The following is a 20,813-nucleotide window of genomic DNA, read 5'->3' as shown; positions in this document are numbered from 1 at the left end:
GATAGCAGCAGAAAGGGCGGCACCTGTGAGGGTGCCGCCCTTTTTTGTGTACCAGTTTCAAGTCGATCGCAGGTCAATTGTGGGAGGGGGCTTGCTCCCGATAGCGGAGTGCCAGTCACTGGATTTGTTGACTGATCCACCGCTATCGGGAGCAAGCCCCCTCCCACATGGGCATGTGTTTCGACAGGGAAGCCGTCAGTGGCGCTCTAGGGCGTTGACCAGGTCGTGGAAGGCTTCGCGGTTGGACTCGTTGAGGCCCATGAGGATCTTGTGCGCTTCCAGCACCTTGACCCGCACGATTTCTTCGGACTGGTCTTGCGACGGCAGGTCGGTGAGGCATTCCGGGCAGGGAATTGGGCGGTCAACGATGTTGAACACCTGGTCAAAGCCCATCGACTGCAATAGACGGGTGATGTCTTCGTGGGTGGTGACCACAGTCGGCAACAGGCCGACCTTCTGCCGCGACAGAATGGACAGCTTGGCCAACAGCCCCAGGGTGGTGCTGTCGATGCTGCGGGTTTCGGTCAGGTCGATCACGATCGCCGAGAAGTTCAGCGCTGTGAAGATCCGCTCAATCGTCGCATCCAGGGCCGAACACAAGGTCAGGCGCACTTCACCGACAAACTTCAGGACGAAGGTCCCGTCTTGCTCGGCGAATTGGATTCTTCCGGTACTCATCAAAGATTCCTGCTCAACACCAATAGGGCGATATCATCCGGCATCTCCCCTAGCGTGGCCAATCCAAAAACCTGCCGCAGGCCATCCAGGCTGCCGCCCGCCGACTTGACCTTTTGGGGCAAGGCGGCTTCTTTCTCTTTGAGTGTAGGCTCTGGAAGAAGGTCCAGGATGCCATCGGACATCAGCGTCAGGCTGAAGATCGGCGGCAGTTCCAGGATGTGGTCTTCGTAGGTGGCTTCATTGAACAAGCCCACCGGCAGGCCACGCCCTTCCAGGTAGCGCACACTGTCAGGAGTGTACAAAACAGGCATCGGCAGGTGACCGCCAATGCTGTAGGTCAAAAGACCGGTTTCTTCGTCGATCACGCCGCCGACCATCGTCACGTGCTTGCCCAGCTTGCAGCTGATCAGGCCCCGGTTGATGTGGCCCAGCACCTCGGAAGGGGTGAACTCCGGCAAGGTGCCATTGCGCTTGGACTCGAACAACAGCCGCGTGGTCATGAACTTCAACAACACGGTCACAAAGGCAGAAGAAGCGCCGTGGCCGGAAACGTCGGCCAGGTAGAACGCCACGCGTCGCTCATCCACACGGAAATAATCGACAAAATCACCCGACAGGTACAACGACGGGATGATCTGGTGGGCAAACTTGAACTCGTCGATGCTCCAGGGGCTCACCGGCAGCATGTTCATCTGCACCTGGCGACCGGCGTTCTGGTCTTCCTGGAGCAGATTCAGGCTGGCTTCGAGCTCGCGGTTGGCGGTCTCGAGCTTTTCGCGGTAGCGCTGGTTTTCCAGGAGCAGGCGGGCACGGTCCAGGGCGCGGCGCACCGAGTGCTCCAGCACGGCCAGGTCTTCCAGGGGCTTGATCAGGTAATCGGCAGCGCCCAGGCGCAGGGCTTCGACAGCGTCGTTCATGACACCGGCACCGGACACGACAATCACCGGCGTTTGCGGGGCAAGCTCGGTCACCTGGCGAATCAGCTCCAGGCCGCCCATCTGGGGCATGCGCAGGTCGCAGATCACAAGGTCGGGCTTGTCGCGCTCGAATACCTGGAGACCCTGTTGGCCATTACTGGCCTGCAGGACGCTGAAGCCACTGTCTTCCAAGTAGGCCGCGAGGCTCGCGCGCACTACTTCGTCGTCATCGATTATCAGCAGCGTGGCACTGGTTTTTTGCATGTGGGCAAACGGCGCCAGAATTAGGTTGGCGTAGGCGGCTCGGCAATGGCCGGGCTCACGTACTGGATTCGCTTTCTAGCCTCTCTGTCCTACAAAGCATTGGGATTTCGCCCATGCACAACGGTAAAGCAGAGGTGCCCTTCTAAGGCGCAGACGGTACTCCCATCCGTGAGGGGTTTCAAGCTCATGGCGATGGTCGCCGGGCGTCTTTACCCTGCAAATCACCGGGAGTTATAAGAACCGCTTGGACCACAACACAAAGTAAGGTTGGAGCACACATAAAAAAGGCGACCTTCAGAAGGTCGCCTTGGTTTATTTCAGGAAGTTACAGCTTAAAAGTCGTCGACTACCTTGCCATCCTTGACCTTGAACTCACGGTTCTGCAGGTAGGCGTTACGGATAAAGGTGTACTTGTCGCCGCTGATCAGCTTCTCGCTGTCGAGCAGGCTGGCGCGCACGTCAACGACGTTGAGGCCGAAGGTGCTGTTACGCCAGCCGATGTCGTTCATGTAGCGGTACGGCTGGGTGTAGCTGTCGACGTACTTGGACGGCGCATCACGCAAGGTGCTTGGGCCCAGCAATGGGATCATCACGTAGGGGCCGCTGCCGACGCCCCAGTAGCCGAGGGTCTGGCCGAAGTCTTCGTCGCTGCGCTGCAGCCCCATTTTGGTGCCGACATCGATAAAGCCCAGCACGCCAAAGGTGGTGTTGACCAACAGGCGAGCGGTGTCGACGCCTGCATTGTGCGGCTTGAGTTGCAGCACGTTGTTGGCCAGGTTGCCGACATCGCCGATGTTACGGAAGAAGTTGTGAACGCCGTCCTGCACAAACTGCGGGGTGACGAACTGATAGCCCTGGGCGATCGGCTTGAGGGCGTAGGTATCAACGGTGTCGTTGAAGGTGAAGATCGGGCGGTTGACGCTTTCCCATGGATCATCTTCCGACGCGGCTTGAGCGGCAAACGGTGCCAATAGGATGGTGGCACACACCGATAGCTGAGCGAAGTAGTGGCTCCAGCGCATAGCTTTTGCTCCTTGAATGGTCTGTCATGGGCGCTATGCCCTGAATAAGGCCGTCAGTATATGACGGAAGTGTGTGTTTAGGCAGCTACCAGGATCCTGTCTCACGAAAAATGCACAAAATTCCTACAAACACTGTCAGTGTCATGGCCTTGTCATGCCACCCCGATAGTGTTGCTGCTATTTCAGGGACGTTCAGATGCCACACGCCGAGATTGCCATCGCCACAGCCTCCTCGTTGACCGCCGTGCTATTTGGCCTGAGTGGCTGCCTGGTGGATTTCGGTTCCCTGGCGCGTACCGACTCGCCCTGCCCCGGCTGCGTGGCTACACCCGGCGCCTTGAAAAGCCTGCGTAGCCTGAAAGAACAAGGCGTGCCCTGCGCCTGGCTGGATGAACTGCCCCCATCGGTGACCGCGCCCCTTTCCGACAGCCTGCCGAGCTGGATCAAGGCCGCCTCGCCCTCCTCCATCCGCTGGCCCGCGCCCCACGCCTGCTGGCAAGCCTTGATGGAGTTGAACATTGAGCGCCTGGAAGGCTGCGTGCTGGTCAGCGGCGAGCCGCGCCTGCTGCAATCGGGCTTGAATGCCGGGTTGTGGACTATCGGCCTGGCCTCCTGTGGCTCGCTCTGCGGCCTGTCACCCGAGCAATGGCAGGCACTGACCGCGCAACAACGCGAATACAAGCGCGGCAAGGCGACGGTAGCGCTCTATGGCCTGGGCGTGCACTCGGTGATCGACCACCTGGGCGAGTTGGGCAGTTGCCTGGCGGACATCAGCCTGCGCCGGCTCAAAGGCGAGAAGCCCTGATCAAGATCATGCACAGTTGGCCGCAGTGGATTAATCTAGAGGCCAGCCCGTAGACCTTTCCCGGCGCGCCGCGGTCTATGCCAGTGACTATCGATAAAAGGAAAGAACGTCATGCCTGATCGCAAAAAGCTGGAAGAACAGGTCGAGATTCTGCGTGGGCAGTTGGAACAGGACCCGCCGCTGTCGGAAGAAAAACGTGAAGCGCTGGAAGCCCTGATTGCCAAGTTTGAATTACAACTCGAACTTGAACCGGCGACTCAGACGCCCAGTATTTCCGACGATGTGAATCAAGCGGCCATAGAGTTCGACGCTGAACACCCGGTCATTTCCGGGACATTGCGCAATATCATGATCACCCTGGGCAATATCGGCATCTAACCCGAACACAGGCCCAGCAAAAAACCAAAATGTGGGAGGGGGCTTGCTCCCGATAGCAGAAGTTCAGACACAGATGCTGTGACTGACACGCCGCTATCGGGAGCAAGCCCCCTCCCACATTTAGTTTTGTGTGCAGGCTTACTGGCGCGCCAGGCGCACGTTCAGGAACTGGGTATTTTCAGTACTGCGATACGGGTTGATATCCAACCCACCCCGGCGCACATAGCGCGCATACACGGTCAACTTCTCCGGCTTGAGCAAGCGCTGCAAGTCCAGGAAGATCCGCTCCACGCACTGCTCATGGAAGTCCGAGTGCTGGCGAAAGCTGACGATATATTCCAGCAGGCTGGCGTGATCCAGCGCCGCGCCACGGTACTCCACCACCACACTGCCCCAATCCGGCTGGCTGGTCACCGGGCAGTTGGATTTGAGCAAGTGGCTGTGCACGCTCTCCTCCACCACACGCGAGTCATCGCAACGCAGCAGCTCCGGGCGCGGGTGCTCGTAGCTGCTGACATTGATATCCAGGCCGTCAATGCACGCACCCGGCAACGCCATCACACCTTCGGCCTCGATGTCGGCCAGGCTGCGGATGCGCACGGTCACCGGCTTGCCGGCAGCGGCGCTGAGGTCAGTGCGCAAGGTAGCTTCAAGGCTTTGCGTATCGGCAAACGCAGTCTGGTTCAGCGAGTTGAGGTACAACTTGAACGACTTGGACTCGATGATGTTCGGCGAGTCCGCCGGAATGCTGAACTCACCGATGGCCACCACCGGCTTGCCCGATGGCAGCAACCAGGACAATTCAAAGCAGTTCCAGAAATCCACGCCCTTGTACGGCAGGGTGTCGGCGCTCAGGCCCAGTTCGGCCCACTTGGCGGCACGCGGAATCGGGAACAGCAACGAAGGCGTATAGGTAGAGATGTATTCACTGGACTTGCCCAGCGGCGAATGTTCGGCTGCGGGATGCATGGCGGAAACCTGGCTAAATAAACCGCGCCAGTCTACCAGCCTTTGCCCCCTGCCTTAACAAACGCCTCACTCAACGGTCAGCTTGCCGACCATGCCCGCCTGATAATGGCCGGGAAGGTTGCAAGCGAACTCCAGGCCAGTGGCCTTGGTGAAGGTCCACGTCAGTTCGGCCGTCTTGCCCGGCTCCACCAACACACTGTTGGGATCGTCATGCTTCATGCCGCCCATATCGCCGTGGCCCATGGCGCTGTGGTCCATCTTGCCCATACCGGTGGCGGTGAGCATGCCGCTGGCTTGCATCTGCAGCATCTCTTTCTGGTGAGCGGCATGCATCGCCGCGTCGCCCAGGTTGAATTCGTGGAGCAACCGGCCTTTGTTGACCAGTACAAACCGCACGGTTTCACCGGCTTTTACGTCCAGGCTCTTGGGCTCGAAGGCAATGTCCCGCAGGGTGACTTCCACGGTACGCGTGGCCTTGGCTGCCGGAGCCGGCTGGCCGAACGCGTAACCATGAGCCGCATCCGCCAGCGCATTGAAGCTAAGCGCCAATAAGCAGCCCGCCATTAACAGGGATGTACGCAACGCCATTTCTCACGCTCCAAAAATAGGTGACCAGCTTGGGCCGCACTTTAAGATAGCCTCGCTGCCAGCCAGCTGACTGCTAGATTACAACTTTGTCAGCTTGCGCCCATACCCTTGCGCCCACGGTATAAAGGCCCGCGCTTACCCCTTGCCAAGAGCCCAACATGAAACTGCTGATCGTCGAAGACCAACCCAAAACCGGCCACTATCTGCGTCAAGGCTTGGCCGAGGCTGGCTTTACCACCGAACTGGTGGCCGACGGCACGACCGGCCAGCACCTGGCGCTGAGCGGGGATTATGACTTGTTGATCCTCGATGTGATGCTTCCGGGCCGCGACGGCTGGCAGATCCTGCAGGCGGTGCGCAGTGCCGGCCTGGACATGCCGGTGCTGTTCCTCACCGCTCGCGATGCGGTGGAGGACCGCGTACATGGCCTGGAACTGGGCGCCGACGACTACCTGGTCAAGCCCTTCGCCTTTTCCGAACTGCTGGCCCGGGTGCGCACTTTGTTACGCCGTGGCAGCAGCACACCGCAGGAAACCACCCTGCAACTGGCCGACCTGCGCCTGGACCTGATCCGTCGCCGCGTCGAGCGCGACGGCCAGCGCATCGACCTCACCGCCAAGGAGTTTGCCCTGCTGGAAATGCTGCTGCGTCGCCAGGGCGAGGTGCTGCCCAAGACGCTGATCGCGTCCCAGGTGTGGGACATGAATTTCGACAGCGACACCAACATTATCGAAGTGGCGATCCGCCGCCTGCGCCTGAAAGTCGACGATAACTTCCCCAACAAACTGATCCACACCGTGCGCGGCATGGGTTACGTGCTGGAGGAGCGCTTCACGTGATCAAGCGCCTGTCCCTGACCAGCCGCCTGGCGCTGCTGTTTGCCGCCTGCACCGCGGTGGTCTCGTTGATCGCCGGCGTACTGTTCAATCGCGCCAGCGAAGCGCACTTCGTCGAGCTGGACCAGCAACTGCTCGACAGCAAGCTGGTGGCCCTGCGCAGTGCCTTGCAGGGTGTCGACTCACGTGAAGCCTTCGCCCTGCGCGGCCCGCAATTGCGCGCCGAGCTGGATCACCAGCCCGACTTCACCGTGCGCATCACGGCGGCCGGCCAGCGCTGGGTGGACGGTGCGCCGAACCTCAATGTGCCCGCCGCCCCGGGCCTGCACAGCCTGCAAAACGCAGGCACCGACTACCGTGTGTACAACGCGCCGTTGACGCCCGGCCAACCCGGTTCGCCACAGCTGAGCCTGATACTCGACATCACCCACCACCAGCACTTCCTGGAGCATATGCAACGCTTGATCTGGCTGACCGTCGGCCTCTCCGCGCTGGCTACCGCCCTGCTCGGCGCATGGGCCGCACGCAGTGGGTTGCGACCGTTGCGGCGCATGGGCGAGGTGGCCGCCAGCGTATCCGCCCACTCCCTGACCCAACGCCTGCCCCAGGCGCAAATGCCGGTGGAGCTGGCGGAACTGGCTCAGGCCTTCAATGCCATGCTGGGGCGCCTGGACGACGCGTTCCAGCGCCTGTCGGCGTTCTCCGCCGATATCGCCCACGAGCTGCGCACGCCGCTCTCCAACCTGCTGACCCAGACCCAGGTCATCCTCACTCAACCGCGCCCGCTGGAGGACTACCGCGAGGCACTGCACAGCAACCTCGAAGAGTTGCAATGGATGGCGCAACTGGTCAACGACATGCTGTACCTGGCCAAGGCCGACCACGGCTTGCTGATGCCCAACCGTGAAGCCCTGAATCTGGGCGATGAGGTCGACGCACTGTTGGAGTTTTTTACCCTGCTGGCAGAGGATGCGCAGGTCACGCTGGTACGCGAAGGCAGCGCCCATACGCTGGGCGATCGCGGCATGTTGCGCCGGGCCCTGTCGAACTTGCTGGATAACGCGCTGCGGTTTACTCCACCAGGCGGTGAAGTGCGGGTGCGGATAGAGAGTGGCGTGACACTGACAGTTGAGAACACCGGGGAAGGTATTCCTGCGCAGCTGTTGCCGCGGCTGTTTGACCGGTTCTACCGAGCCGACCCGTCAAGGCGGCCAGGCAGCAGTGAACATGCGGGGCTGGGGTTGGCGATTACCCAGTCGATTGTGCGGGCGCATGGGGGGAGGATTTATTGTGAGTCGCAGGCGGGCTGGACCAGGTTTGTGATTGAGTTGCCCAAGGGAGATTGATGCAAGCTGGGCCGGCCCTATCGGGAGCAAGCCCCCTCCCACATTTTGACCTCATTGTTCCTGTATAAACGCGGTCCAGTGTGGAAGGGGGCTTGCCCCCGATAGCGGTCTAAGACCTTACGAATATCTCAAGGCATGCGCCGGCTCAATCTTCGCCGCCCGGTACGCCGGGTAAATCGTCGCCAAAAAGCTCAACACAAACCCCGCCGAGCAAATCAGCAACACATCCCCACCTTGCAGCTCCGAAGGCAGGTTGCTGACAAAATACACATCCGAACTAAAGATATGCTGCCCGCTCACCCGCTCCAGCCAACCTACCAGTTCGCTCACGTTCAGCGCTGCAATTACCCCCAGCACGCCGCCGATCAAGGTGCCGACCACGCCGATCACCGTGCCCTGCACCATGAAGATCGCCATGATCTGCCGAGGCGTGGCGCCGATGGTGCGCAGGATCGCGATGTCCGCGCCCTTGTCGTTCACCACCATGATCAACGTGGCGATGATGTTGAACGCAGCGACTGCGACGATCATCAGCAACAACAGACCGATCATGGTCTTTTCCATCTTCATCGCGCTGAACAGGCTGCCCTGGGTGTGGGTCCAGTCATCCGGCTTGTAAGCCGCGCCGAGGCTGGCAGCGATATCCGCCGAGACTTTGGGCGCTGCGTACAAGTCCTTCACCGCCAGGCGCACGCTTTGCACCTGGTTGGGCTGCCAATGCTGGATTTCTGCCGCGTCGGCCATGTGGATCAGGGCCATGGAGCCATCCAGCTCGGCGCCGACCTTGAAGATGCCCACCACGTTCAACCGCTGCATACGCGGGGTGATGCCACCCGGGGCGCTGCTGAGTTCCGGGACGATCAGGGTCAGCTTGTCGCCCACGTTCAGGCGAAAGCGCCGCGCGGTGATATCACCGACCACCACGCCGAACTCACCGGGTTTGAGGTCGTCCAGTTTGCCGCGCACGATGTGCTGGGTCACGATCGACACCTTGCCTTCCTGGGCCGGGTCGACGCCGCTGATCTCGATCGGCTGCATGGCGCCCTTGTAGGAGAACATGCCGTCCATCTGTGTGAACGGTACCGCAGCTGTAACTTGCGGATTCTTCATCGCGGCAGCCGCCACCGGTTGCCAGTCATCAATCGGCTTTACGCCGACGATGGTGGCGTGGGGCACCATGCCGAGGATGCGCGAGCTCATTTCGCGCTGGAAGCCGTTCATCACAGACAGCACCACGATCATGGCCAATACGCCCAGGGCGAGGCCGATCATCGAGGTCATCGAGATAAACGAGACAAAACGGTTACGGCGCTTGGCGCGGGTATAGCGCGTGCCGATGAAAATGGATAACGGTCTGAACATTCGCGTACACCGCCTGAAAAAATGAAAAAGCCCGACGCCAGGCGCCAGGCTTGAAACAGGTCAGATGGCGACCAGGTGACCTTCCTGCAGGTGCAACACGCGGTCCATCTGCCGGGCCATGCTCATGTCATGGGTCACCACCAGGAACGCGGTGCGCATCTGGGTGCTCAGTTCCAGCATCAAGTCCTTGATGCCCTGGGCGGTGTGGGAGTCGAGGTTGCCGGTCGGCTCGTCGAGCATCACCAGGCCCGGGTTGTTCACCAGGGCGCGGGCAATCGCCACACGCTGGCGCTCACCGCCGGAGAGTTCGGCCGGCTTGTGCTCCAGGCGATGGCCGAGGCCGACGCGTTCCAGCAAGGCGGTGGCACGTTGGCGCGCCTCCGGGATCGCGGTCTTGCCGATCAACAGCGGCATGCACACGTTTTCCAGGGCGGTGAATTCCGGCAGCAGGTGGTGGAACTGGTACACAAAGCCCAGCGAGCGGTTACGCAGTTGGCCTCGAGCCTTTTCATTCAACGCCGACAGTTCTTCGCCGGCCAGCCATACGCTGCCCTGGGACGGCGTATCGAGGCCGCCCAACAGGTTCAGCAAGGTGCTTTTGCCGGAGCCGGAACTGCCGACGATCGCCACGCGTTCGCCCGGATGCAGCTCCAGTTGCAGGTTCGACAGCACGACCACCGATTCCGGGCCTTCCTCGTAGGATTTGCCCAGGTTGCGGCAGCTCAGGATTGCTTTTTCACTCATGCCCGATTCACTCATAACGTAATGCCTGTGCTGGCTGGGTACGTGCCGCGCGCCAGGCTGGATACAGGGTGGCAAGGAAGCTCAGGACCAACGCGGCGCCGCCCACCATCAGCACGTCCTGGGTTTGCACCTGGGACGGCAAGTAGTCGATGAAGTAGACGTCAGCGTTGAGAAACTTGTGGCCGATCACTTTTTCAAGCAAGGCGATGGCGGCGCTGACGTTCAGCGCGGCCAGAATGCCCACCGCGGTACCGATCAGGGTGCCGACCACGCCAATCACGGTGCCCTGCACCATGAAGATCGCCATGATCTGCCCCGGCGTGGCGCCCAGGGTACGCAGGATGGCGATATCGCCCTTCTTGTCGTTCACTACCATCACCAGCGTGGAAATGATGTTGAACGCAGCCACGGCGACGATCAGCAGCAACAGCAGGCCGATCATGGCTTTCTCCATGCGGATGGCCTGGTAGAGGTTGCCGTGGGTACGGGTCCAGTCGCGGGCGTAATACTCGGATTCACCCAAGTGCTGGGCAATTTCCCAGGCGCCGCGCGGGGCGTCGAACAGGTCGTTGAACTTCAGCCGCAGGCCCTGCACCTGGTCCGGCTGCCAGCGATGCAGGCGGGCCAGGTCGGTAAGGTTGGTCAGGCCGATGTAACCGTCGATCTCGCCGGCGCCGACGTGGAAGGTACCCACCACGGTAAAGCGCTTCATGCGCGGGAACATGCCCGCCGGGGTCACGGTGACTTCCGGAGCGACGAAGGTCAGCTTGTCGCCAACGCCCACACCGAGCTTGGCCGCGGCCTTGTCACCGATAACGATGCCGAAACTGCCAGGGGCCAGGTCGTCGAGCTTACCTTGCTGCATGAACTTGTCGATGATCGAGACGTTGCGTTCCTGGGCCGGGTCGATGGCATTGAGCAGGATCTTCTGCACCTTGCCGTCGTTGGTCAGCAACCCCTGCATCTGGGTAAACGGCGCGACCGCCACCACCTTGGGGTTCTGCTTGACCTTGGCGGCCAGGCTTTGCCAGTCGTTGATGGGCGCATCGCCCTCGATGGTCGCGTGGGGCACCATGCCCAGCACGCGGGTACGCATCTCATGATCGAAGCCGTTCATCACCGACAGCACCACGATCATCACGACCACGCCCAGGGCGAGACCGATCATCGAGGTCAAGGAAATGAACGACACAAAATGATTGCGACGCTTTGCACGGGTATAACGCGTGCCGATAAATACGAAGAGAGGTCTGAACATGTCGGGGCTTGTTCGGAGGAAAAGAAGACGTCCCGGTGGCGGGGTCTGGTAAGCAGCTTTACACTCAGACCATTACCGTTACCTGGGGTTCGCCATGTCGACATTAGATGAAGAAGAGCGCCGCGAATACTACCGTATCGACGACATGATCGCACTTCAAATCAGCACATTGTCTGGCCCCGACGCGGCGAGCAAGGAAGTGTTGCTGGATGATTCGCCGCTGTTCAATCTGCTCAGCGAACTGCACCTGAGCGAATTCGAAGCCCAGCACCTGCTGCGTCAGATCAGCGAGAAAGATCGCAGCCTGGCGGCCTTCCTCAAAGTACAAAACAAGCGCCTGGATCTGCTCAGCCAAGTCATGGCCCGCGGCCTGCTGGCTGAAGTGGGCGCGCCGCAACCGGTGATTCTTTCCGAAGGCGGCATCGACTTCCGGCACCCTACCCCGCTGGCCCCCGATACCCATCTGGCAGTCAAGCTGGTGCTGATGCCCCAAGCGCTCGGCCTGTTACTGCGCGCACGGGTAACCCATTGCGATCCCCAGGGCGAGGGCTTTGATGTGGGCACGGAATTCGAATCCATGACCGATGCCCAACGCCAACTGCTGGCGCGCTACATCCTGCAAAAGCAGGCGCAGGAACGCCGTCTGGCGCGAGAGCAAAGCGACGACCTCTGAATACCTATTCATTCCGCCAGCGATCCTGGCGCAAAGGAGCAACTGTGACCCTGATCTACGGCCATCGCGGTGCCAAAGGCGAAGCACCGGAAAATACCCTGACCAGTTTTCAGGAATGCCTCAAGCACGGCGTACGTCGTTGCGAACTGGACCTGCACCTGTCCATGGACGGCGAGCTGATGGTCATCCATGACCCGACCCTCAAGCGCACCGCCGACCGGCGCGGCAAGGTGGTCGAGTACTCGGCGGCTGATCTGGTGAAGATGGACGCGCGCAAAGGCGGCCCGGGTTGGGTCAGCCCGTGCCCGATCCCACGCCTGGAGGAGCTGTTCGAAAAGTGCGACTTCGATCACTGGCAACTGGAAGTCAAAAGCGCTTCACGCACTCGCGCTGCAACCACCGTGCTGGCAATTCGTGAGATGGCCGTACGCTTTGGCCTGATGGACAAGGTTACGGTGACCTCAAGCTCTCGGGAGGTGTTGAAAGCCGCGGTAGAACTCACTCCGGACCTGTCACGCGGCCTGGTGGCCGAATACGCCTGGCTCGACCCGTTGAAAGTCGCGCAGAACTACGGCTGTGAGTACCTGGCATTGAACTGGACGTTATGCACCCCTGAGCGCCTGGAGAAAGCCCAGCGCCAGGGTTTGCATGTATCCGTGTGGACGGTCAACGAACCTGCGCTGATGCGCAGGCTCGCCGACTTCGGCGTAGATAGCCTGATTACAGACTTTCCCGGTTTGGCCACTGCCACTCTCGGGAATTACTGAAATCGGTCTCCCCGGCCGGCTCAGGCCACCGGCCGGAGCCGCTCAAAAAAGCCGGTTGAGGCCGTCGTAGGCAGCTACCCGATAGGCTTCGGCCATGGTCGGGTAGTTGAAGGTGGTGTTGACGAAATACTTGAGGGTGTTGAGATCACCCGGCTGGTTCATGATCGCCTGGCCAATGTGCACGATCTCCGACGCCTGGTAGCCAAAGCAATGCACGCCGAGTACTTCCAGGGTCTCGCGGTGGAACAGGATTTTCAGCATGCCTTGCGGCTCACCGGCAATCTGCGCACGCGCCATGCTCTTGAAGAACGCCTTGCCCACTTCGTAAGGCACCTTGGCCTTGGTCAGTTCGTGCTCGTTCTTGCCGATGGAGCTGATCTCGGGAATCGTGTAGATCCCGGTCGGCACATCATTCACGTAGCGCCAGCTGCCATTGTCGACGATGCTGCCGGCGGCCGAACGGCCCTGGTCATGGGCGGCACTGGCCAGGCTTGGCCAGCCGATCACGTCACCGGCACCGTAGATATTGGTTACGCAGGTGCGGTAGTTCTCGTCCACCTCGATCTGGCCACGGCTGTTGACCTTGACCCCAATATTTTCCATACCCAGCTTGTCGGTGTTGCCGGTACGGCCATTGCACCACAGCAAGGCGTCGGCCTTGATCTTCTTGCCGGACTTGAGGTGCAGGATCACGCCGTTGTCCAGGCCTTCGACCCGTTCGTACTCTTCGTTGTGGCGCACGGTGATGTTGTTGTTGCTGAAGTGGTAGCTCAACGCCTGGGAAATTTCCGAGTCGAGGAAGCTGAGCAACTGGTCGCGGTTATCCACCAGTTCCACCAATACACCCAGGCCGCTGAAGATCGAGGCGTATTCACAGCCGATTACGCCAGCGCCGTAGATGATCAGCTTGCGCGGGGTGTGGCCCAGGCTGAGGATGGTGTCGCTATCGTAGATACGCGGGTGGTGGAAATCGATGTCCGCCGGGCGATACGGGCGCGAACCGGTGGCGATGATGATGTGCTTGGCCACCAGCTTCTCGACCACGCCATTGGCGCAGACCACTTCGACGGTTTGCTCGTCGGCGAAGCTGCCGGTGCCGAAGAACAGGTCGACGCGGTTACGGGCGTAGTAGCCGGTACGCGAAGCGACTTGCTTGGAGATGACTTTTTCGGCGCTTTTCAACACGTCCGGGAACGAGAACCAGCGCGGCTCGCCAATGGCCCGGAACATCGGGTTGGTGTTGAACTGCATGATCTGGCGCACGGAGTGACGCAACGCCTTGGACGGGATGGTACCCAGGTGAGTGCAGTTACCGCCGACCTGACGACGGCTATCGACCATCGCCACCTTGCGCCCTGCTTTGGCAGCGTTCATCGCCGCACCTTCTCCAGCCGGGCCGGAACCCAGTACCACCACGTCGTAGTTGTAGACAGCCATGCGTACTCCTCAGAACAGGCCAGGCGTACGGTTGGACGCCGGGCTAAATCATGCCGCGGCCAGCGGTCATGAAGGACAATTTGGCTCAAGTGTGTGAACCGGGGCACAGTCTATAGAAGGCCGAGCGCCGCGAACATTAACCCTTGGTCGCGTCGTAGGCCAGTGTTGCCATACTACAGGACGCAAATCAGCGCCGAATTGAGGGTGAGCCTTATGCGACAACTATTTTTTTGTTTAATGCTGATAGTGTCGCTCACGACGCACGCGAACGATGCGAAGCGGCTCAAGCAGGCAAGCTTCCCCGCACAGGTCGAGGGGCTGGCCCTGAAAAACCAGGCGGTGTTCAACTATCTTTGGGCGGATGTGTATGCGGCGGCGCTGTATGCACCGGCTGACCTCGCTGCAAAGCAAGCCTGGGAGCAACAGAAGGCTGTGCGCCTGGCGTTGTATTACTTTCGCGACATTGACCGCGATGATGTAATCAAGGCGGCCACGGTAACCCTGGAACGCCAGCAAGCCAATGCTCGATTAAAGCCGCAGTTGGATCAGTTGCACGCCAGCTTTCGCAACGTCCGCAGCGGTGATCGTTATGCCCTGGATTTTCGTCCGGGCCGTGGGTTGAAGCTGGAGATCAATGAGCAGGTGGTGTTCAGCAGTCGTGATGAGGAACTGGCGCGGGCCTACCTGGGCATCTGGCTGGCGCCCAAAGGGCTGTCTGATGAGTTGCGCGACAAGTTGCTGAATTGATGTGTCGGCTGTAGCACCGCCATCGGGGGCAAGCCCCCTCCCACAGTTGACCGAGGCCACCCTGAAGGAATACGACCCAATGTGGGAGGGGGCTTGCCCCCGATGAGGCCCTCCAGGCGACACAAAATCCACAGCCATAAAAAAGCCCCGAACCAGTCGGGGCTTTCTCATTCAGCCCAAAGGCTTAGCGCGGGAACGCAGGCGGGTTGACCCCAGCCATGTCTTCCATCACGCGAACCACTTGGCAGCTGTAGCCAAACTCGTTGTCGTACCACACGTACAGCACAACACGGTTGTCCTGGGTGATGGTCGCTTCAGCGTCCACCACACCGGCGTGGCGCGAGCCAACGAAGTCGGTGGAGACCACTTCCTGCGAGTTGACGAAGTCGATCTGCTTGTGCAGGTCGGAGTGCAGCGCCATGTAGCGCAGGTACTCGTTCATCTCTTCGCGGGTGGCGGCTTTCTCAAGGTTGAGGTTGAGAATGGCCATCGACACGTTCGGCGTCGGTACACGGATCGCGTTACCGGTCAGCTTGCCGGCCAGCTCAGGCAGGGCCTTGGCAGCAGCGGTGGCAGCACCGGTCTCGGTGATCACCATGTTCAACGCGGCGCTACGACCACGGCGATCGCCCTTGTGGAAGTTGTCGATCAGGTTCTGGTCGTTGGTGTACGAGTGAACGGTTTCAACGTGGCCGTTGACGATACCGAACTTGTCATTCACAGCTTTGAGCACCGGCACGATGGCGTTGGTGGTGCAGGAAGCGGCGGACACGATCTTGTCGTCAGCGGTGATTTCAGCGTGGTTGATGCCGTGCACGATGTTCTTGAGCTTGCCTTTGCCAGGCGCGGTCAACACGACACGGTCGATACCCGGGCAAGCCAGGTGCTGGCCCAGGCCCTCGGCATCACGCCATACGCCGGTGTTGTCCACCAGCAGGGCGTCCTGGATGCCGTACTGGGTGTAATCCACCTCGGTCGGGTTCTTCGCGTAGATCACCTGGATCAGGTTACCGTTGGCGGTGATGGTGTTGTTTTCTTCGTCAATGGTGATGGTGCCATTGAACGAGCCGTGTACCGAGTCGCGACGCAGCAGGCTGGCGCGTTTGGTCAGGTCGTTCTCGGCGCCTTTGCGCACCACGATGGCACGCAGGCGAAGGCCGTCGCCGCCACCGGTTTTCTCGATCAGGATGCGCGCCAGCAGGCGGCCGATACGGCCGAAGCCGTACAGCACCACGTCGGTGCCCTTGCGGGCCGCGGCGTTTTGCTGGCCAACCACATCGGCCATTTCTTCACGCACGAACTGCTCGGCACTGCGGCCGGCGCCTTCCTTGCGGAATTTGTAGGCCAACTTGCCCAGGTCTACCGAGGCCGCGCCGAGCTTGAGCTCGCTCATGGCTTTAAGCAGTGGGAATGTTTCGTGGACGGAGAGTTCGCTGTCGTCGGCGGAGCGATGGCGCGCAAAGCGGTGAGCTTTGAGAATCGCGATGACAGACTGGTTGATCAGGCTGCGGCCATAGATCGAGCTCACCACATTGTTATTGCGGTACAGCTGGCCGATAAGCGGAATCATCGCTTCTGCGAGTGCTTCACGGTCGATCCATTCACCAAGACACTGGTCGGGCTTCTGAGTCACGGGAACCTTCCACATGTAGGGGCAGAAAAAAGGGGCTACATTATGTCGCCCGACTGGCCGTTGAGCAATGCGCGAGGGGCAACAAAAAGCCCTTGCAAGAAAATACCTCCGCGCTACAGCCCAGTAAATACGGGGGTTCCAGAAGGCCACTAGTCCAGCACCATCGCCGACTTGTCCGTAACACTCCTAAACATTCGCGCATTTTGGCACTACATATTGAGTCAAAACCGGTCATTGTTTGTCTTAGCCACTACATTTCCTACAAACCGTAATAGGCACAGTCAGCAACTGACAGGCGGCACCTGGGGCCGTTACAATTACCGACTTTGTCGCAACGCTTGGAGCTCAACCTTCCGTGCCCGTTCTGCGTCTACCGCTTCTCCCTGCCGCGGCAGGTAAACAGCACTGGGGCAACCTGCCCGGTGCCGCCCTGAGCCTGGCCATTGCCGAGGCTGCCAGCGCAGCCAAGCGCTTTACCCTGCTGCTTACCGCCGACAGCCAAAGTGCCGAACGGCTGGAGCAGGAGCTGAGCTTCTTCGCCCCGGATTTGCCGGTGCTGCATTTTCCCGACTGGGAAACCCTGCCTTACGACCTGTTCTCGCCGCACCAGGACATCATCTCCCAGCGCATCGCCAGCCTGTACCGCTTGCCGGAACTGGCCCACGGCGTGCTGGTGGTGCCGATCACCACGGCGCTGCACCGCCTGGCGCCGACCAAGTTCCTGCTCGGCAGCAGCCTGGTGCTGGATATCGGCCAGAAGCTCGACGTAGAACAGATGCGCACGCGCCTGGAAGCCAGCGGCTACCGCTGCGTCGACACGGTGTACGAGCACGGTGAGTTCGCAGTGCGCGGCGCCCTGATCGACCTGTTCCCGATGGGCAGCAAGTTGCCGTATCGCATCGACCTGTTCGATGACGAAATCGAGACCTTGCGCACCTTTGATCCGGAAAACCAGCGCTCCATCGACAAGGTCGACTCGATCAAGCTGCTGCCGGCGCGGGAGTTCCCGCTGCAAAAAGACGCGGTCACCCGCTTCAAGGCGCGCTTTCGTGAGCGCTTTGACGTGGATTTCCGTCGCTGCCCAATCTTCCAGGACTTAAGCAGCGGGATTACCCCAGCGGGTATCGAGTACTACCTGCCATTGTTCTTCGACGAAACCTCCACCCTCTTCGACTACCTGCCCCAGGACACCCAGGTGTTCTCGCTGCCAGGCATCGAGCAGGCGGCGGAAAACTTCTGGAACGACGTGCGCAACCGCTATGAAGAGCGCCGCGTCGATCCGTCCCGGCCTTTATTGCCGCCCGCCGAACTGTTCCTGCCGGTAGAAGACTGCTTCGCCCGCTTGAAAAACTGGCCGCGCGTGGTCGCCAGCCAACAAGATGTAGACGCCGGCAGTGGTCGGGAACGCTTCCCCGCGGGAACCCTGCCCGACCTGGCGATCCAGGCCAAAGCCGCGCAACCGTTGGAAGCGCTGTCCAACTTCCTCGGTGACTTCCCTGGCCGCGTGCTGTTTACCGCCGAGTCCGCCGGGCGCCGCGAAGTGCTGCTGGAGCTGTTGGAACGCTTGAAACTGCGGCCCAAGACCGTCGACAGCTGGCCGGATTTTGTAAATAGCAAAGAGCGCCTGGCGATCACCATCGCCCCCTTGGACGAAGGCTTGTTGCTGGACGACCCGGCCCTCGCACTGATCGCCGAGAGCCCGCTTTTCGGCCAGCGCGTGATGCAACGCCGTCGCCGGGAAAAACGCGCAGACGCCAACAATGACGCAGTGATCAAGAACCTCACCGAACTGCGCGAAGGCGCCCCGGTGGTGCACATCGACCACGGTGTCGGCCGCTACCTGGGCTTGCAGACCCTGGAGATCGACAACCAGGCCGCCGAATTCCTCACCATGGAATACGCCGAGGGCGCCAAGCTCTACGTGCCGGTGGCCAGCCTGCACCTGATCGCCCGTTACACCGGTAGCGACGACGCTTTGGCACCGTTGCATCGCCTGGGCTCCGAGACCTGGCAGAAAGCCAAGCGCAAGGCCGCCGAACAGGTTCGCGACGTGGCCGCAGAATTGCTCGACATCTATGCCCGCCGTGCCGCCCGCGAAGGTTACGCGTTCGCTGACCCGAAAGCCGACTACGCCACCTTCAGTGCCGGCTTCGCCTTCGAAGAAACTCCGGACCAGCAAACCACCATCGAGGCGGTGCGCGCCGACATGCTCGCGCCCAAGCCGATGGACCGCCTGGTGTGTGGCGACGTGGGCTTCGGCAAAACTGAAGTGGCCATGCGCGCTGCCTTTATTGCAGTGCACGGCGGTCGCCAGGTGGCGATCCTGGTGCCGACTACCCTGCTCGCCCAGCAGCACTACAACAGCTTCCGCGACCGCTTTGCCGACTGGCCAGTGACCGTGGAGGTGATGAGCCGCTTCAAGTCCGCCAAGGAAGTGAATGCCGCCGTTGCCGACCTGGCCGAGGGCAAGATCGATATCGTCATCGGCACCCACAAGTTGCTGTCGGACGATGTGAAGATCAAGAACCTGGGCCTGGTGATCATCGACGAAGAGCACCGCTTTGGCGTGCGCCAGAAAGAACAGCTCAAGGCCCTGCGCAGCGAAGTCGACATCCTTACCCTCACCGCTACGCCGATTCCGCGCACGCTGAACATGGCCGTTTCAGGTATGCGCGACCTGTCGATCATCGCTACGCCACCGGCGCGCCGCCTGTCGGTGCGCACTTTCGTGATGGAGCAGAACAAGAGCACGGTCAAGGAAGCCCTGCTGCGTGAACTGCTGCGCGGCGGCCAGGTGTATTACCTGCATAACGATGTGAAGACCATCGAGAAATGCGCCGCCGACCTCGCCGAACTGGTGCCGGAAGCCCGTATCGCCATTGGCCACGGGCAGATGCGCGAGCGCGAACTCGAACAGGTAATGAGCGACTTCTACCACAAGCGCTTCAACGTGCTGATCGCCTCGACCATCATCGAGACCGGCATCGACGTGCCCAGCGCCAACACCATCATCATCGAGCGCGCCGACAAGTTCGGCCTGGCGCAGCTGCACCAACTGCGCGGCCGCGTCGGGCGCAGTCACCACCAGGCCTACGCCTATCTGCTCACGCCGCCACGCCAACAGATCACTTCCGATGCGGAAAAACGCCTGGAAGCGATCGCCAACACCCAGGACCTCGGCGCCGGTTTTGTGCTGGCCACCAACGACCTGGAAATCCGTGGCGCCGGCGAACTGCTGGGCGATGGCCAGAGCGGGCAGATCCAGGCGGTCGGCTTCACCCTGTATATGGAGATGCTCGAACGCGCAGTGAAAGCCATCCGCAAGGGCGAGCAACCGAATCTCGATCAACCCCTGGGCGGCGGCCCGGAGATCAACCTGCGCTTGCCGGCATTGATTCCCGAAGACTACCTGCCGGATGTGCATGCGCGGCTGATCCTCTACAAGCGCATCGCCTCGGCCACCGACGAAGAGGGCCTCAAGGACCTGCAAGTAGAGATGATCGACCGCTTCGGCCTGCTGCCCGAACCGACCAAGAACCTGGTGCGCCTGACCCTGCTCAAGTTGCAGGCCGAGCAGTTGGGGATCAAGAAGGTCGACGCCGGGCCGCAAGGTGGGCGTATCGAATTCGAAGCGCAGACGCCGGTCGACCCGTTGGTGCTGATCAAGCTGATCCAGGGCCAGCCCAACCGCTACAAGTTCGAAGGGGCTACGCTGTTCAAGTTCATGGTGCCGATGGAACGTGCCGAAGAACGCTTCAATACCCTGGAGGCGCTGTTTGAGCGCCTCATCCCGAAATCCGCTTGAAGGACGCCGCCATGCGCTTGTTCCGCATTCTGAGCCTGTTGTTGGTGGTACTCGCGCCTTCGGCATTTGCCGACAGCCCGTACCAGGTGGAAATGATCCTGGTGCGCCAGAATGCCGAGCCGGTGATCAACAGCCGCGCCGCGCCGGAAAACTGGGATGAAGGTGCACCGCGCCTGGGCGAGCGGCTGAGCCCGCCGCGCCTGGGCAACATCGTGGAAAAATTGCGCGCCGACTCCAACTACACCGTGCTCGCGCACAAGGCCTGGGAACAGAACCTGGGCGAGCAGCCGGTGAAGATCGCGATCACCGACGGCCAGGAGCAATTCGGCCAGTTCCCTATCGAAGGCGTGCTGAGCCTGCAACTGGGTCGTTTCACCGACATCGATGCCGACTTCTGGATCAACCAGTTCGACGGCAACGGCAGCGTGATCGCCAGTGAACACCTGGCGCAGAAAGACGTACGCACCAAGAACAACCAGCTTAATTACCTGGACGGCGGCAACCTGGCGTTGCTGATCAAGATCACCTCGCTGACCGCCAAGCCGCCCAGCGCACCGCCGCCCGACATGCAGGACTGATCCAGC

The 20,813-nt window shown here is 60.8% G+C and carries 19 protein-coding genes; 9 read left to right on the top strand and 10 right to left on the bottom strand.

Annotation, left to right across the window (positions count from 1 at the left end; translation table 11 throughout):
• Positions 1-195: 195 nt before the first annotated feature.
• The 3 genes from rssC to TK42_RS02920 form a co-directional block, all read right to left on the bottom strand.
• Entirely contained in the window at positions 196-678 is a 483-nt protein-coding gene (gene rssC / locus TK42_RS02935; RefSeq protein ID WP_010212025.1) for an anti-sigma factor antagonist RssC, read from the bottom strand.
• Positions 678-1,859, bottom strand: coding sequence for a two-component system response regulator RssB (rssB, locus tag TK42_RS02930; RefSeq protein WP_103733545.1), 1,182 nt, complete (start codon positions 1,857-1,859; stop codon positions 678-680). The genes rssC and rssB overlap by 1 nt, the downstream gene beginning before the upstream one ends.
• Positions 1,860-2,191: 332 nt before the next feature.
• A complete protein-coding gene (locus TK42_RS02920) occupies positions 2,192-2,881 on the bottom strand; it encodes a VacJ family lipoprotein (RefSeq protein WP_005786208.1) in 690 nt (229 codons plus the stop codon).
• A gap of 196 nt (positions 2,882-3,077) precedes the next feature.
• On the opposite strand from TK42_RS02920, the gene TK42_RS02915 reads away from it, so the two are divergent.
• Positions 3,078-3,686 carry a phosphatase gene (locus TK42_RS02915; protein ID WP_103733544.1) on the top strand — a complete coding sequence of 203 codons (609 nt, stop codon included), beginning with the start codon at positions 3,078-3,080 and terminating at the stop codon, positions 3,684-3,686.
• 111 nt (positions 3,687-3,797) lie between these two features.
• A complete protein-coding gene (locus TK42_RS02910; RefSeq protein WP_103733543.1) occupies positions 3,798-4,064 on the top strand; it encodes a DUF4404 family protein in 267 nt (88 codons plus the stop codon).
• Between the two features lie 138 nt (positions 4,065-4,202).
• Here TK42_RS02910 and queF read toward each other — a convergent pair whose 3' ends face one another.
• Together queF and TK42_RS02900 are read right to left on the bottom strand one after the other, a co-directional pair.
• Positions 4,203-5,033: an NADPH-dependent 7-cyano-7-deazaguanine reductase QueF gene (queF, locus tag TK42_RS02905; RefSeq protein ID WP_032877206.1), complete on the bottom strand. Its 831-nt coding sequence runs from the start codon at positions 5,031-5,033 to the stop codon at positions 4,203-4,205.
• A 66-nt stretch (positions 5,034-5,099) separates the two neighbouring features.
• Complete coding sequence (locus tag TK42_RS02900; RefSeq protein WP_371920235.1) at positions 5,100-5,597, bottom strand: plastocyanin/azurin family copper-binding protein; 498 nt, start codon at positions 5,595-5,597, stop codon at positions 5,100-5,102.
• 182 nt (positions 5,598-5,779) lie between these two features.
• On the opposite strand from TK42_RS02900, the gene TK42_RS02895 reads away from it, so the two are divergent.
• Together TK42_RS02895 and TK42_RS02890 are read left to right on the top strand one after the other, a co-directional pair.
• On the top strand, positions 5,780-6,460 hold the full coding sequence (locus TK42_RS02895; protein WP_005786195.1) for a heavy metal response regulator transcription factor: 681 nt from the start codon (positions 5,780-5,782) through the stop codon (positions 6,458-6,460).
• The gene (locus TK42_RS02890) at positions 6,457-7,803 is read left to right on the top strand and encodes a heavy metal sensor histidine kinase (RefSeq protein WP_103733541.1); all 1,347 of its coding nucleotides are present in this window, start codon (positions 6,457-6,459) and stop codon (positions 7,801-7,803) included. The genes TK42_RS02895 and TK42_RS02890 overlap by 4 nt, the downstream gene beginning before the upstream one ends.
• Before the next feature lie 117 nt (positions 7,804-7,920).
• On the opposite strand, the gene TK42_RS02885 is transcribed toward TK42_RS02890, so the two are convergent.
• From TK42_RS02885 to TK42_RS02875, 3 genes are read right to left on the bottom strand one after another with little or no spacing between them, the layout of a single operon-like run.
• Entirely contained in the window at positions 7,921-9,165 is a 1,245-nt protein-coding gene (locus tag TK42_RS02885) for a lipoprotein-releasing ABC transporter permease subunit (protein ID WP_005786190.1), read from the bottom strand.
• Positions 9,166-9,225: 60 nt separating this feature from the next.
• Positions 9,226-9,909, bottom strand: coding sequence for a lipoprotein-releasing ABC transporter ATP-binding protein LolD (gene lolD / locus TK42_RS02880; RefSeq protein WP_019818240.1), 684 nt, complete (start codon positions 9,907-9,909; stop codon positions 9,226-9,228).
• Positions 9,910-9,916: 7 nt separating this feature from the next.
• The gene (locus TK42_RS02875) at positions 9,917-11,167 is read right to left on the bottom strand and encodes a lipoprotein-releasing ABC transporter permease subunit (protein WP_032877209.1); all 1,251 of its coding nucleotides are present in this window, start codon (positions 11,165-11,167) and stop codon (positions 9,917-9,919) included.
• 94 nt (positions 11,168-11,261) lie between these two features.
• Here TK42_RS02875 and TK42_RS02870 point away from each other — a divergent pair, with 94 nt between their 5' ends.
• On the top strand, positions 11,262-11,840 hold the full coding sequence (locus TK42_RS02870) for a PilZ domain-containing protein (RefSeq protein WP_078820629.1): 579 nt from the start codon (positions 11,262-11,264) through the stop codon (positions 11,838-11,840).
• Positions 11,841-11,884: 44 nt separating this feature from the next.
• Entirely contained in the window at positions 11,885-12,607 is a 723-nt protein-coding gene (locus tag TK42_RS02865; protein WP_003172585.1) for a glycerophosphodiester phosphodiesterase family protein, read from the top strand.
• Positions 12,608-12,649: 42 nt separating this feature from the next.
• On the opposite strand, the gene sthA is transcribed toward TK42_RS02865, so the two are convergent.
• Positions 12,650-14,044: a Si-specific NAD(P)(+) transhydrogenase gene (sthA, locus tag TK42_RS02860; protein ID WP_043047489.1), complete on the bottom strand. Its 1,395-nt coding sequence runs from the start codon at positions 14,042-14,044 to the stop codon at positions 12,650-12,652.
• Between the two features lie 213 nt (positions 14,045-14,257).
• On the opposite strand from sthA, the gene TK42_RS02855 reads away from it, so the two are divergent.
• Positions 14,258-14,791, top strand: coding sequence for a chalcone isomerase family protein (locus tag TK42_RS02855; RefSeq protein ID WP_078820627.1), 534 nt, complete (start codon positions 14,258-14,260; stop codon positions 14,789-14,791).
• A 184-nt stretch (positions 14,792-14,975) separates the two neighbouring features.
• On the opposite strand, the gene TK42_RS02850 is transcribed toward TK42_RS02855, so the two are convergent.
• Complete coding sequence (locus TK42_RS02850; RefSeq protein ID WP_032803369.1) at positions 14,976-16,439, bottom strand: glyceraldehyde-3-phosphate dehydrogenase; 1,464 nt, start codon at positions 16,437-16,439, stop codon at positions 14,976-14,978.
• Between the two features lie 340 nt (positions 16,440-16,779).
• On the opposite strand from TK42_RS02850, the gene mfd reads away from it, so the two are divergent.
• Positions 16,780-20,229, top strand: a complete 3,450-nt coding sequence (mfd, locus tag TK42_RS02845; protein WP_103733540.1) for a transcription-repair coupling factor — start codon at positions 16,780-16,782, stop codon at positions 20,227-20,229.
• Positions 20,230-20,240: 11 nt separating this feature from the next.
• Entirely contained in the window at positions 20,241-20,807 is a 567-nt protein-coding gene (locus TK42_RS02840) for a CsiV family protein (RefSeq protein ID WP_103733539.1), read from the top strand.
• Positions 20,808-20,813: the final 6 nt, after the last annotated feature.

Origin of the sequence: Pseudomonas sp. GZJR-8, from assembly GCF_002916705.1 — a bacterium.
Taxonomy (GTDB): domain Bacteria; phylum Pseudomonadota; class Gammaproteobacteria; order Pseudomonadales; family Pseudomonadaceae; genus Aquipseudomonas; species Aquipseudomonas synxantha_A.
This window is presented reverse-complemented; position numbering and strand designations above follow the sequence as displayed.

Excerpts from the sequence above, each read along its gene's own strand:
- rssC (WP_010212025.1), bottom strand. The coding sequence starts at position 678 with ATGAGTACCGGAAGAATCCAATTCGCCGAGCAAGACGGGACCTTCGTC.
- rssB (WP_103733545.1), bottom strand. The coding sequence starts at position 1,859 with ATGCAAAAAACCAGTGCCACGCTGCTGATAATCGATGACGACGAAGTA.
- TK42_RS02920 (WP_005786208.1), bottom strand. The coding sequence starts at position 2,881 with ATGCGCTGGAGCCACTACTTCGCTCAGCTATCGGTGTGTGCCACCATC.
- TK42_RS02915 (WP_103733544.1), top strand. The coding sequence starts at position 3,078 with ATGCCACACGCCGAGATTGCCATCGCCACAGCCTCCTCGTTGACCGCC.
- TK42_RS02910 (WP_103733543.1), top strand. The coding sequence starts at position 3,798 with ATGCCTGATCGCAAAAAGCTGGAAGAACAGGTCGAGATTCTGCGTGGG.
- queF (WP_032877206.1), bottom strand. The coding sequence starts at position 5,033 with ATGCATCCCGCAGCCGAACATTCGCCGCTGGGCAAGTCCAGTGAATAC.
- TK42_RS02900 (WP_371920235.1), bottom strand. The coding sequence starts at position 5,597 with ATGGCGGGCTGCTTATTGGCGCTTAGCTTCAATGCGCTGGCGGATGCG.
- TK42_RS02895 (WP_005786195.1), top strand. The coding sequence starts at position 5,780 with ATGAAACTGCTGATCGTCGAAGACCAACCCAAAACCGGCCACTATCTG.
- TK42_RS02885 (WP_005786190.1), bottom strand. The coding sequence starts at position 9,165 with ATGTTCAGACCGTTATCCATTTTCATCGGCACGCGCTATACCCGCGCC.
- lolD (WP_019818240.1), bottom strand. The coding sequence starts at position 9,909 with ATGAGTGAAAAAGCAATCCTGAGCTGCCGCAACCTGGGCAAATCCTAC.
- TK42_RS02875 (WP_032877209.1), bottom strand. The coding sequence starts at position 11,167 with ATGTTCAGACCTCTCTTCGTATTTATCGGCACGCGTTATACCCGTGCA.
- TK42_RS02870 (WP_078820629.1), top strand. The coding sequence starts at position 11,262 with ATGTCGACATTAGATGAAGAAGAGCGCCGCGAATACTACCGTATCGAC.
- sthA (WP_043047489.1), bottom strand. The coding sequence starts at position 14,044 with ATGGCTGTCTACAACTACGACGTGGTGGTACTGGGTTCCGGCCCGGCT.
- TK42_RS02855 (WP_078820627.1), top strand. The coding sequence starts at position 14,258 with ATGCGACAACTATTTTTTTGTTTAATGCTGATAGTGTCGCTCACGACG.
- TK42_RS02850 (WP_032803369.1), bottom strand. The coding sequence starts at position 16,439 with ATGTGGAAGGTTCCCGTGACTCAGAAGCCCGACCAGTGTCTTGGTGAA.
- TK42_RS02840 (WP_103733539.1), top strand. The coding sequence starts at position 20,241 with ATGCGCTTGTTCCGCATTCTGAGCCTGTTGTTGGTGGTACTCGCGCCT.